Consider the following 12,198-nt stretch of genomic DNA (forward strand, 5'->3'; position numbering starts at 1 on the left):
AGTATGCGCAAAATGAAAATCGGTGAAATTCAGGAATTCGACCATCTTGTGATCGGCAGCGGTCTGGCCGGATTGTCGAGCGCGCTGCATCTGGCCGAATCCGGCCGCAGCGTCGCGGTCGTGACCAAGCGTGAAATCTTCGAGTGCAACAGCCGTCTTGCCCAGGGCGGCGTCGCCTGCGTGGTCGACAGCCTCGACTCGTTCGAGGAGCATGTGAAGGATACGCTTGAGGCCGGCGCCGGGCTCTGCGACGCCGGTGCGGTCCGCGCCATCGTCGAGGCCGGCCCCGAAGCGATCCGCGAACTCATCGACCTCGGCGCGAAGTTCACGACCCGCGGCGACCTCGGTTATACCGAGGATTCGAACGAGTATGACCTCGGCAGGGAGGGCGGCCACCACAAGCGCCGGATTCTGCACGCCGGGGACATCACCGGCGCCGAGCTTGAGCGCGTGATGATCGAAGCGGTCCGTTCGAAGCCGAACATCCGGATTTTCGAATACCATGTCGCCGTGGACCTCGTGGTCAGCCACCGGCTGAACCTCGGCGGTCCGAACCGCTGTTTCGGCGCGTATGTGCTTGATGTGAAGAACGGCACCATCGTGACCATGCTTTCGGCCACGACGACGATCGCCTGCGGCGGCGCCGGGAAGGTCTATCTGTACACGAGCAATCCGGATGTCGCCTGCGGCTCCGGCGTCGCCATGGCCTACCGGGCGGGCGCGAAGATCGCAAATATGGAATTCATCCAGTTCCATCCGACCATCCTCTACCATCCGACCATCCGTTCGTTCCTGATCAGCGAGGCGCTGCGCGGGGAGGGCGCGGTTCTGAAGTGCCGCGAGACGCGCGACTCTGAGCCGGTCGAATTCATGCAGAAATATCACCCGATGAAGAGTCTTGCGCCGCGCGACGTCGTGGCGCGCGCGATCGACTCCGAAATGAAGCGTACCGGCGAAGAGTGCGTATACCTGGATATCCGCCATCACGACGAGGAGACGCTGCGCCGCCGTTTCCCGAACATCTTTGCTAAGTGTCTCGAGGCCGGCATCAATATGGCGAAGGACCTGATTCCGGTGGTGCCGGCCGCCCACTTCGTCTGCGGCGGGATCAAGACCGACGTGAACGGCGAATCGAGTATCCAGGGGCTGTTCGCCGTCGGCGAATCCGGCTGCACAGGGCTGCACGGGGCGAACCGCCTTGCGAGCAACAGCCTGCTGGAGGCGCTGGTCGTGCCGAAGTTCGCCGCAAAGGAGATCGAGCGGAAATACCCGCTGTTCAACGCCGGGCGTCCTCCGGCCGAAGCGGCGCTGAACTGGACCACCGGCAATGCGACGGACTCCGACGAGCAGGTCGTCATCACCCACAACTGGGACGAGATCCGCCGCTTTATGTGGGACTATGTCGGAATTTACCGCACGAACAAGCGCCTTGAACGCGCGAAGAACCGGATCAAGATGATCCGCAAGGAGATCGAAAAGTATTACTGGGATTTTCTCGTCACCGCCGACCTTGTCGAACTGCGCAATATCGCGACGGTGGCGGAGCTCATCATCGATTGTTCGCTCCTGCGGCACGAGAGCCGCGGACTACACTACAACGCCGATTATCCGTACCGGGACCCCGAGCTCGAGTGCGTCGATACGGTCATTCAACGGAAGCTGTGATTTTTTGCCATGAAACATGATTTACCGGTCGCGCCCCATGTCGTCGATCTGATTTCCGAACTCCAGAACGCCGGATACGAAGCTTATATCGTCGGCGGGGCGATCCGCGATCTGCTGCTCGGGCGCAAGCCCAAGGACTTCGATATTTCAACCTCCGCCACGCCGGAGGAGGTCCGCGCCGTATTCGGGCGCCGCATCGCCCGGATTATCGGCAAGCGTTTCCGGCTGGTTCACGTCGAATACAGCGGGGAGCTGTTCGAGGTCAGCACGTTCCGCCGGGCGCCGACGCGCACGGCGGCGAATTCGAAGAAGGAGTTGCCGGAGAATCTGATTCTTTCGGACAACTCCTTTGGCACGGCGGAGGAGGACGCCTGGCGGCGGGACTTCACGGTCAACGCGCTCTTCTACGATCCGGTCAATTCCGAGCTGCTCGACTATACGGGGCAGGGGATCGACGACATCCGCAACCGGGTCGTCCGGGCGATCGGCGACCCGAAGCTGCGGTTCGAGGAGGACCCCGTCCGCATGCTGCGGGCGCTGAAGCTGATCGGCCAGTACGACTTCACGATGGATGCGGCGACCGAGAACGCGCTCTTCTCCGAACTTGAGCTGATCCGGGTGGCGGCGCCGTCGCGCCTGGCGCTCGAGCTTGAGAAAATTCTGTCGAGCGCCTATGGCGACAAGCATTTCCAGGCGTTCCACGACTACGGGCTGCTGCCGTATTTCCTGCCGGAACTGAACGCGGCGTGGGATACGCCGCACGGGGATTATGCGCTGAATCTCCTGAACGAACGCAATTGCCGGGTCAGGGAGGGGCTTTACCGCAACAGCGTCTCGCTCGCCATGGCGGCGCTTGCGCTGCCGTTCGTCGAGCTTGAGTGCGGCGGCAAGCCGGGCGACCTCTGGAATCCGGGACCGGATTCGACGGCCGCGATCCGCGGTGTGCTCGATCGGCTGTTCAAGCCGCAGACGATGATGAACCGCATGACCATGTCGGCCGAACGCGTGCTGATTCTGCAGTCGCTTTTCCGGGACGAAAAGGCGAAACCGCGTCTGATCGAGGCGAAGTCCTATCCGCATGCCCGGGAGCTGATGCTGCTCCGGCTGTCGGTTGCGGAGGAGGATACGGCCGAGGCCGAGAAGCTGTGGCCGGCGGCGGTTCCGCGCCGCCGCATTTCCGCGGCGAAGCGCGAAGATTCCGAAAGATCCCCGCGCCGCCGCCGTCGCCGCGGCCCGCGGAAAGAGAAAGAGAAATCGCAGGAGGCATAGAGGGATGGGACGGAGCTCGAAGATTCTCCGGCTGCTGCCGCTGCTGGCGGCCTGCTGCATGCTGGAAGCCGGGGAAAGCGTGCTCAAAGTTCCCGGAACCGGAAAGCCGGTCGCTTACGGCGGCCGGTTTTCGAATGCGAAGGTCATGATTCCCGACACCTACCGGCCGAAGGCGCGCGAGATGCGCGGCGCCTGGGTCGCGACGGTCGAGAACCTCGACTTTCCGAAACATGCCGACGCCGCGTCGTTCCGGCGCGACTACCTTGCGGTGGTGGACAATCTGAAGAAGTCGAACTTCAATACGATCATCTTTCAGGTGCGTCCGATGAACGATGCGTTTTACCCGTCGAAGCTGAATCCGTGGTCGCGCTGGATGACCGGGGCTGAGGGAAAAACGCTCGGCTTCGATCCGCTCGACTTCATGGTGAAGGAGGCGCACCGGCGCAACCTCGAATTCCATGCCTGGCTGAATCCGTACCGGGTCGTTTCATCGACCAGGCTGCGCAAGGCCGCCTACCTGCGTACGCTGGCCGCGAACAATTTCGCACGGAAAAATCCGCATCTCGTGCTCGAGGTGAAGCGCAAGGACGGCACATACTCGCTGCTTCTGAATCCCGGCGAACCGCGGGTCGTGCGCCATATCCTGGCGACGGTGCGCGAGATCGTCGAAAACTATCCGGTCGACGCGATCCATTTCGACGACTACTTCTATTTGTACGGCGGTGTCGGCAATTCGGATCACAGCACCTTCCGGCAGTACAATCCGCGGCGGCTGTCTCTCGAGGACTGGCGGCGGGCGAATGTCGACGCCATCATCAGCGGCGTAAAGCGGGAGCTGACGGATTACAACCGCCGCAGCGGGCGCAAGGTCGCCTTCGGCGTGAGCCCGTTCGGCATCTGGGCGAATAAAAAGAGCATGTCGTCCGGCTCGCTGACCGGAGGGAATCAGTCGTTTTTCTCGCAGTACGCCGATACCCGCGGCTGGGTGAAGAAAGGGTGGGTCGATTATATCGCGCCGCAGCTCTACTGGCCGTTCACGATGGATGTCGCCGCCTATGCGGCGCTGGCCGACTGGTGGGCCGATGTCGTCCGCGGGACTCCGGTGAATCTCTACATCGGCCACGGCGCCTACCGGCTCGGGGCCGACAGCCGCTGGCACCGCGGCGAGCTGGCCGATCAGCTCCGCTACAACACGAAGCTGCGCGAGGTGGACGGCTCGATCCTGTTCTCTTATCGCAATGTGTTCTCGCCCTCGAATCCGGTCATGCGGGATGCCGTCGGCAAGGTTCTGCGCGAATACTGGAAAACTCCCGTGCCGTGTCCGCCTTGCGGCAATGTCCGCCGCTGACGTTTCGTCCGGCGGCGGTCAGGCGTTCCGTTCCTCGATGCTTTCGCGGTAGAACTCGGCGAGACGGCTGCTCATGGTGTTGTAGCTGTAACGAGTTTCGGCTTCGCGGCGGGCGTTCGCCGCGAGCTTGTCCTTGAGTCCGTAGCGCGACAAGGTCCGGTAGGCGTTCAGAAGGCTGCCGAGATTGTCCGGCTCGAAAAGCAGCCCGTTTTCACCGTCGCGCACGAGCTGTTTGAGGCCGCCGACCGCCGAGGCCAGCACGGGAAGCCCCGCGCTCCACGCTTCGAGCACGACAATGCCGAAGGTTTCGTCGCGCGAGGGCATGATGAAAACGTCCGAATCCTGGTAAGCCGCGATAAGACGTTCGTCGTCCGCTCCCAGCCCCGGCACGATGGTGACGCGGTCGTCGACCTGCAGCTCCTTCGCAAGCTCGGTCAGCTCCTTTAAATAGTAGTCGGTGCTCGGGGGGCCGATCAGCAGGGCATGGACGTTTTCTCCCTCTTCGGTCAGGGTCGAAACGAACCGGACGAGCAGCTTCTGATTCTTCTGATCGTCGATGCGCGAGACGCAGAGCAGCAGCGTCCGGTAGGGCGGAATGTCGAACGCCTTGCGGACGTTGGTTTTGACCGGAGTTGCGAAACGTTCGTAATCGACGCCGTTCGGCAGCCGCAGAATCCGTTTGTTCGGCCATCTTTCCCGGAGGAAGTCAGCCTCTCCCTCGCCGACGCAGACGATGCCGTCGGCGTCGGAAATGAAATTCCGGCGCCAGCCGTAGACCAGCTCGATGAATCTGCCGCAGGAGAAGGTGTGACGCAGCGGGCGTTCCATTTCCCGGCGCTCCTTCTCCGGCGTCTGCAGGTAGCCGCGGTGGAAACTTACGATGTACGGAATTTTTCTCTGCTTCGCGGCGGCGCGGACCATTCCGGCGATCCGGCCCGAGCTGTGCACGTGCAGCAGGTCGAAATCCGTGCTTTGCAGATAACGGTAGAGCGGAAGGGATACCGGGTTGCCGCCGCGGCGGTCCAGCCGGTGCTTGTCCTCTTCCGAGAGCGGCCAGTACGGGTAATAGTAGGGGAAGCGCCGGATCTCGATGCCGCCGCGCTCTTCGAACTCGACCGGCGCCATCGCCGTGGTGCTGAGAATCTGCGAATCGATATTGTGGCTTCGCAGCCCGAATACGCTGTTCCAGAGGGAGTTTTCGGTGCCGCCCCATTCATCGAAGGCGAACCGTCTTAGAATTTGAGCGGTTTTCAGCATGATGTTTTTCCTTCATTTCCGGCGGCAGCGCGATTGCCGCGGTAATAAGCGTAATGTTGCACGAACCGCCACGGCACGATGCCGGGCAGGGCGGAGTAGCAGCGGCCGTCGCGGACCGCACGCAGGTCCGCGAGCGTGTCGCGGAGAAAACGGCGCAGAAAGCTCCGGAACGGAAACAGTTCGCCCAGTGCGATGGCCCGGCAGCGGCCGAGAAGACGGTTCCAGTCCCACAGGTTGCTCCAGTTGACCGGCCGGGAGTATTCGATTCGCGCGGCGGGCGCATAGACGATTCGCGCTCCGGCTTCTTCGGCGCGGCGGGCCCACTCCGGCGCCACGGCGAGCGGCAGGGAGGCGCCGACCGGAATCCGGTCGAAAAGCTCCCGGCGGACGGCGGCTCCGGCGAAGGAAAACTCCGGCGTTCCGGATGAGAAACGGCGCATGGTGTCGCACCAGACCTCGAACGGCGCATCCGGGCGGCTCTCCTGCTGGGCGAAAGCCGCCGCGGTCCCGGGGGCCCCGAGCGGCTTCAGCAGTTCGTTCAGGTAGTCCGCGTCGAGCGGACACGCATCGGCGTGGTTGACGACGACGATATCGCCGCGGCACTCCGGCAGGACACGGTTCAGGATTTCACCCGGCAGGTGTTCGCCTTCCGGCATCCGGAAGCGGCGGATTTCCGGGTAGTAGTCGAGGATGGCCGGCGTCCGGTCGGCAGAGTTGTCGTCGCAGGAAAGCACTTCGAAGTCGCGCCGGTTCTGCGCGAAGATTCCGGCCAGCGTGCGGCCGATTCGTTTTTCGTTGTTGCGGGAAGGAATCACGATGCTGATCATTTGCGGCTCTGTCGTTTTCCGTGCTGCCTGTCTGTTCCTTCGGGGAATATACATCCTCCCTCCGTATTTTTCAATGCCGGTGCGTCGATTGCAGGCCGGAATCTGCGTAATCCGCATGAAATATGAAAAAAAACGGTAAAATACCCCTTCCCGGGTTTGATTCTGCGGCGGAAAGGATTAAGTTAGTGAGAACACGTACCGGAACCGTTCCGCACGGTGCGGATGGAACGGAGACGTGGAACATTGCATGAAAGGATATGTGCATGGACTGTAAGAAAGAGATTTTCGTCGACGGGATCGGCCAGATTCACTTCACCGGCGGCATGGTGCGCTTCGACTTCGTCACGCTTCAGCCGAAAGAGGGCGGAACGCCCGATACCGAAGTGATTCAGCGCGTGATCATGCCGCCGCAGGGCTTCCTGAGCACCTTCAGCTCGATGCAGCAGCTGATCGACAAGCTGGTCGAAGCCGGCGTGCTCCAGAAGAACGAAAACGCGAAGTAATCTCGACCGGGAATTTCCGCCATGCTGTTTTCTGTGAACTTTCAGTGGATGAGGGACGGTGCTCTGGCTCCGGAGCTGTCGATCTCCCTTTCTGCGCTTGTTCACGGGAAGAGAGAGGTTTTCTGGAGCTTTCCGGGTGAACTTTCCACGACCCGTTTTCTGGTTGTGCCGCATTTCCGGCTGGACAGGACGATCACCGTCTGGTGCGATCCGGTTGTTCCGCCGAAGCCGCAGCCGCGGAAAACGAAATGGAGACACGGTTCCGGCCCGTTTCATTCCGGGCGGATGAATCCGTACGCCTTCGCCTGCTGCTGGCGGCTATGAGAAGACCGTAGAAATCGGGGTCGGTTCCGTACCGGACGCGATTTCTACTGTTTTTGATCACGAAACACAATAGATCCGGCCGTCGCGATTCGATTCGGGGCGGCCCGATTTTTTTGTCTCTCCAGCGCGTTTTTCGTGCGGTTTGCCGTACTCGGATCGAAGGGAGAAAGGGCCGTATCCCCCCCTGCATCGCGGGTACTGCCCGCAATGCGCCGGCATCGGCCGGCTGCCCGGGAAAGGGGCAGGGGGGCGGAATCAGCGCTTGAAGGCGCGGCGCATTTCGAGGTCGTCCTGGCGTTTGCGGAGCGTATCGCGTTTATCGCCGTGGCTTTTGCCCTGGCAGAACGCGATTTCGATCTTGACCAGTCCCTGTTTCAGGTAGACCTTGAGCGGAATGATGGTTCCGCCCCTGGTCCCTACCCATTGCGCGAGTTTCAGGATCTCATTCTTATGCAGCAGCAGCCGCCGTTTCTGCTTGGCTTCGTGGTTGAAACGGTTGCCGAAGCCGTACGGGGCGATGTGCAGGTTCTCCAGCCACGCCTGGCCGTTCCGGATGGTGACGTACGAATCGATCATCGTGATCGATTTCGCACGGCAGCTTTTTACCTCCGTGCCGACCAGTTGTATGCCGGCTTCAAACCGTTCGATGATATTATAATCATGAAAGGCTTTTTTATTGGTCGCGAGGACCGGTTCTTCCGGATTCCGTCTCGGCATGAAAGCACCTTCTTCCTACTTGACTTCCCGCAGGAAGTTTCTGGCGCGCTCTTCGAACGCCTTGCGTTTCGGCAGATTCGCCGGCGTCAGGGAGGCGTTGAATTTTTCGAGCAGCTCAAGCTGTTCGGGCGTGAGCCCGACCGGGCTTTCGACACGGACACGCACATGCAGGTCGCCGCGCGCGCCGCCGCGAAGCGACGGCACTCCCTTGCCTTTCAGCCGCAGGATCGTGCCGGACTGGGTTCCGGCCGGAACGCGCATCTTGGTTTTTCCGGTCAGGCTCGGCACCTCGACCGTTCCGCCGGCGACTGCGGCGGAGAACGGAATCGGCACTTCGCACTTCAGATCGTTCTCGGTCCGTTCGAACACGGCGCTCGGACGGACGTGGATGACAACATAAAGGTCTCCGGCCGGCCCGCCGCGCAGCCCGTCTTCGCCCTTGCCGGCGACACGCATCTGGGAACCGGTATCGACACCGGGCTGAATCCGCAGCGAAAACGATTTCTCCTTGCGGACACGGCCCTGGCCGTGACAGGTGCGGCACGGCTTCTCGATGACCTGGCCGGTTCCGTCGCATTTCGGACACGGCTGCTGAATGTTGAAGAACCCCTGGGAGACGTTGATCCTTCCGCTGCCTCCGCACTGCGTGCAGCTCTTCCTGCCCGTACCGGGTTCGCAGCCGCTGCCGGAGCAGTCCGGGCATTCGGTCAGGCGCGGAATCGTGATCCGCTTCTCGCAGCCGTATACCGCGTCTTCAAAATCAATTTCCAGATCGTAACGCAGGTCGTTGCCGCGCACCGGTCCGTTCGGGTCGCGCCGCCGGCTGCCGCCGCCGCCGCCGAAAAGGTCTTCAAACGAGAAACCGCCGCCGCCACCGCCGCCGCCGAAGAACTGGCTGAAAATATCCTGCGCATTGAAGTTCGGGTCCGCGCCGCCGCGCTGGCTGTTCGTATAGGCGTCATGCCCGAACTGATCGTACTGGCGGCGTTTTTCGGGGTCGCTCAGCGTCTCATAGGCGAGCGAAACCTCTTTGAACTTCTCTTCGGCCGCTTTATCGCCCGGATTCTTGTCCGGATGATATTTGATGGCCAGTTTGCGGTACGCTTTCTTCAGATCGTCCGTCGTGGCGTTTCTCTCCACGCCCAAAGTCTGATAAAAATCCTGAGCCATAATTCCTTATGCCTCCTTTGCATCCGCAGGGCCGCTGGAGACGACCACTTTGGCCGGCCGGAGCAGCCGCTCGCCGAACCGGTAACCGCCGGTCCACTCCTTGACGATGATTCCCTCGGGGAATTCGTCGGACGCTTCGCGGGCGACCGCTTCGTGAACGGAGGGGTCGAACGGCTTGCCGACCGTTTCGACACGGCTCACACCGGACTCTTCGAACGCCTTCATGTACTGGTCGAGAATCATGGACAGCCCCTGGCGGATCTGTTCGATCTTGTCGGATTTGTCCGCCGCCTGGCGCGCCATGGTCAGATAATCGTAGACGGTGATGAACGGCTCAAGCGCATTGGCCGCGCCGTAGATCCGGGCGTCGGCGATATCCTTCGACGTGCGTTTGCGGTAATTCTGGTAATCGGCCTGCAGATAGATCAGTTTCTCCTGCGCCTCGGCCAGTTCGCCGCGAAGCTTTTCGAGTTCGCCGGCTTCTGCCGGGCATTCCGCATCGGGCGCGCCGGTTTCCGCGGCTGCTTCTTCGGCCGGAATGTCGGCGGGGGCTTCCTCCCAGTCGTTATCCTGCTTCTTGTCGTTGTGATGTTTGTGGGTCATATCTTTAAAAACTCCTGTCATTTGCCTGAATAGGATAATATAAAAGAATTCGGCGGGAAATCAATAGGGTCGATTAACATTTTCTTGAATTTGACGCAAATAACCGCAAAAAAGGCCGGCAGGAATTTCCGGCCGGCTGATTTGACCCGTTTCCGGTCCGGTTACGGGCGCCGGGGCGGGCGGATTGAGCGGTTTCGCTGCTTCGCCTGCCGCGCGTCGGGAATTTGCCCCCTGGTGACAAAAAACGCCGCGGCTGCAGCCGCGGCGGGGACGGAAGTGAGTTTTAGGCAATGCAGCTTTTCTGCATGGAATGCGGATCAATTGTCGACGGCGCCGAAGGCCCAGCCGTCGGAGTAATTCAGCTTTGCGATGCAGTCGTTCCGGCTCCACATGAACGGCGGCTCCGAATACGGCGCATACCGGTTGTGGAGTCGCTGGGAGGAGACATGCCAGTCGAGGTGCAGAATGTTGAGCGCGGAGGCGTGACGGGCGTCCGGAATGCCGTAGTTCTTGTTGCCGGTGGTGTCGGGGCTCCAGCGCCACATGCCCAGGGATTCGTCGATTTCATTGCCGGAGCCGGTCATCGCCCAGACGTCGACGATGAAGATTTTGCGGGAAGGCGACCTCAGACCGGTGATTTTTCCGGTCCGGTTCAGATCGTAGTTCGCTTGCGAGCAGTAGGTCATCTTTTCATTCACGCCGTAATGCGGATTCCACTCCCACCAGCCGGTGTTGTCGCGGTAATCCCCGGCCATGGAGGGGCAGCGCAGCAGGGACGTCGTGATGTAGCCGCCCTGGATCTTGTCGTATTTTCCGGGATTGTTCGTCAACCCGAGCAGGGCGTCCGTCCAGAGGGGAGTGCTGTAGCTCGGAGCGCCGAACTGCGGAATCAGCTGGTCGTTGTTATCGTTGGCGTATTGCGCGTAGCCGAGTCCGATCTGTTTCAGGTTATTCGTGCAACTTGCCGTTTTCCCGCGTTCCCGGGCCTGCTGCAAAGCCGGCAGCAGCATGGAGGCGAGGATGGCGATGATCGCGATGACCACCAGAAGTTCGATCAGGGTGAATTGTTTTTTCCGCATGATTCCAGTCTCCTTCGTTGTCACATAATGTATCATATGTTAAGCTCAATGAGCTTGCAATAAGAAATATTGATCCTTCCGCGCTTTTTCCTGTTTTCCTGCATCCTCCTGCCGTTGCGTTGTTGAATCTCGTTTTATCTTAAAAATGATTGTCTCTTTCATCACATATGATACAATATACGTCCCGTTTTTTTTGCTCCGATCAGCATGGCGATGCTTTCGCCGCATTCAGCTCCTGCCGTTCTTCGCCGATGCGTATCTCCTGCGGGACAAGCGGTTCGAGCTTTACGGGGATCGGGCGCTGCTTCGGCTCGGTCAGGGAGAGGCCGTTGTGCAGGAGCGCCGCGATCATCGGAGCCACCGTGTCGAAGCCGATTTCGCCGGAGTAGCCGTGGAACGGCCATTGTTTGTCGATCCAGCCCGAATCGCAGTAAATCCTGCAGCGGGCCAGCTCCGGGCGGCTGAGAATGATCGGAATGAAGTCGTTCGGCTTCCGGTTGAAAATAATGCCGTCCGGGCAGCAGTGCAGGTCGACCATCCGTTCGAGGTCCCGCTGCGATGCCGTGTCGGCCTGCAGGACGCAGCCGGGCGGAAATTCGCAGCCGGCCTCCCGGCAGGCCTTCTCCACGCCGCGGATTGCCGCAGCCTGCTCCATTTCCGGCAGGACCAGCACCAGTCTCCGGCAGCCGTCGGCGATCATGCGGCGGGCGATTTCGCAGTTTTCGTTTTCAAAGTCGCGGAAGAAGCAGTCGAAGCCGGGCTTCCGGTCCCCGAGCAGCACCACCGGAATGGTCCGGGCGATCCGGGCCATCGAGGGCAGCAGCGGATCGGTCGGAATCCACCAGCAGATGCCGGAGAGCATCGAAAGCTCCGGCCAGCCGCGTTCGTCATCCATCGTTTCGCCCATCGTGATGAGCTTCAGGAGGTTCCGGTGATCGTGCTCGAGCAGCGCCATCCCCACGCTGTTGATGACGTGAAGCGTCTCGCGCGAGAATTGCGACCAGCGACCGTCGCCGAGGACGATCCCCCAGAGTTTGCTGTCGTGCGTGAAGCGGTCCGGATTGCTGAACGCCCCGACGCCGGGACGGATGGTCAGGTACCCTTCCCGGACAAGCTCCTGCAGCGCTTTGACCACCGTCGGCTGGCTCACGCCGAATTTGCGGGCAATCTCGCGGTTGGAGGGCAGCTTCACCACCGAATTGCCCGTCCCTGCAAGCAGGTCGAATACATAATGGCGAATCCGCATGTAAAGTGCCGAGGATTGATGGACCATTTCGTCTCCCTTATCTCCGCTTATCGCGATGCACTCCGGCTTTCGGAGGCTATCACTGGTTATCACCTGATGATATTATGATTCAAAACAGGCGGAATGTCAAGAGCCGGCGAAAGAAAAAGCGATATTTTTTCAGGAGGCCGCGGCGGAACGGAGTTGACAG

The 12,198-nt window shown here is 60.9% G+C and carries 12 protein-coding genes; 5 read left to right on the top strand and 7 right to left on the bottom strand.

Annotation, left to right across the window (positions count from 1 at the left end; genetic code table 11):
• Window positions 1–12: 12 nt before the first annotated feature.
• The 3 genes from nadB to FYJ85_RS13260 are packed head-to-tail and all read left to right on the top strand — an operon-like array spanning window position 13 to window position 4,282.
• A complete protein-coding gene (gene nadB, locus FYJ85_RS13250) occupies window positions 13–1,665 on the top strand; it encodes an L-aspartate oxidase (RefSeq protein ID WP_106055817.1) in 1,653 nt (550 codons plus the stop codon).
• A 9-nt stretch (window positions 1,666–1,674) separates the two neighbouring features.
• Window positions 1,675–2,934 carry a polynucleotide adenylyltransferase PcnB gene (pcnB, locus tag FYJ85_RS13255; RefSeq protein WP_154419123.1) on the top strand — a complete coding sequence of 420 codons (1,260 nt, stop codon included), beginning with the start codon at window positions 1,675–1,677 and terminating at the stop codon, window positions 2,932–2,934.
• A 4-nt stretch (window positions 2,935–2,938) separates the two neighbouring features.
• Window positions 2,939–4,282 (top strand): glycoside hydrolase family 10-like protein, encoded by a 1,344-nt coding sequence (locus FYJ85_RS13260; protein ID WP_154419125.1) that lies wholly within the window; start codon window positions 2,939–2,941, stop codon window positions 4,280–4,282.
• A gap of 18 nt (window positions 4,283–4,300) precedes the next feature.
• On the opposite strand, the gene FYJ85_RS13265 is transcribed toward FYJ85_RS13260, so the two are convergent.
• Together FYJ85_RS13265 and FYJ85_RS13270 are read right to left on the bottom strand one after the other, a co-directional pair.
• Window positions 4,301–5,539, bottom strand: a complete 1,239-nt coding sequence (locus FYJ85_RS13265; RefSeq protein WP_154419127.1) for a glycosyltransferase family 4 protein — start codon at window positions 5,537–5,539, stop codon at window positions 4,301–4,303.
• Window positions 5,533–6,366 (bottom strand): glycosyltransferase family 2 protein, encoded by an 834-nt coding sequence (locus FYJ85_RS13270; protein WP_206213175.1) that lies wholly within the window; start codon window positions 6,364–6,366, stop codon window positions 5,533–5,535. Before FYJ85_RS13270 ends, FYJ85_RS13265 begins: the two co-directional genes overlap by 7 nt.
• A gap of 263 nt (window positions 6,367–6,629) precedes the next feature.
• On the opposite strand from FYJ85_RS13270, the gene FYJ85_RS13275 reads away from it, so the two are divergent.
• Entirely contained in the window at window positions 6,630–6,869 is a 240-nt protein-coding gene (locus FYJ85_RS13275) for a hypothetical protein (RefSeq protein ID WP_106055818.1), read from the top strand.
• 21 nt (window positions 6,870–6,890) lie between these two features.
• A complete protein-coding gene (locus tag FYJ85_RS13280; RefSeq protein ID WP_106055624.1) occupies window positions 6,891–7,193 on the top strand; it encodes a hypothetical protein in 303 nt (100 codons plus the stop codon).
• A 255-nt stretch (window positions 7,194–7,448) separates the two neighbouring features.
• On the opposite strand, the gene smpB is transcribed toward FYJ85_RS13280, so the two are convergent.
• The 5 genes from smpB to FYJ85_RS13305 form a co-directional block, all read right to left on the bottom strand.
• The gene (gene smpB / locus FYJ85_RS13285) at window positions 7,449–7,910 is read right to left on the bottom strand and encodes an SsrA-binding protein SmpB (protein WP_106055625.1); all 462 of its coding nucleotides are present in this window, start codon (window positions 7,908–7,910) and stop codon (window positions 7,449–7,451) included.
• Window positions 7,911–7,925: 15 nt separating this feature from the next.
• Entirely contained in the window at window positions 7,926–9,080 is a 1,155-nt protein-coding gene (gene dnaJ, locus FYJ85_RS13290) for a molecular chaperone DnaJ (RefSeq protein ID WP_154419131.1), read from the bottom strand.
• A 6-nt stretch (window positions 9,081–9,086) separates the two neighbouring features.
• A complete protein-coding gene (locus FYJ85_RS13295; RefSeq protein ID WP_158704386.1) occupies window positions 9,087–9,683 on the bottom strand; it encodes a nucleotide exchange factor GrpE in 597 nt (198 codons plus the stop codon).
• Between the two features lie 317 nt (window positions 9,684–10,000).
• The gene (locus FYJ85_RS13300; protein WP_154419133.1) at window positions 10,001–10,762 is read right to left on the bottom strand and encodes a type II secretion system protein; all 762 of its coding nucleotides are present in this window, start codon (window positions 10,760–10,762) and stop codon (window positions 10,001–10,003) included.
• Between the two features lie 202 nt (window positions 10,763–10,964).
• Window positions 10,965–12,035: a GntR family transcriptional regulator gene (locus tag FYJ85_RS13305; protein WP_106055629.1), complete on the bottom strand. Its 1,071-nt coding sequence runs from the start codon at window positions 12,033–12,035 to the stop codon at window positions 10,965–10,967.
• Between the last annotated feature and the right edge of the window lie 163 nt (window positions 12,036–12,198).

It is taken from the genome of Victivallis lenta, assembly GCF_009695545.1.
Lineage (GTDB): Bacteria > Verrucomicrobiota > Lentisphaeria > Victivallales > Victivallaceae > Victivallis > Victivallis lenta.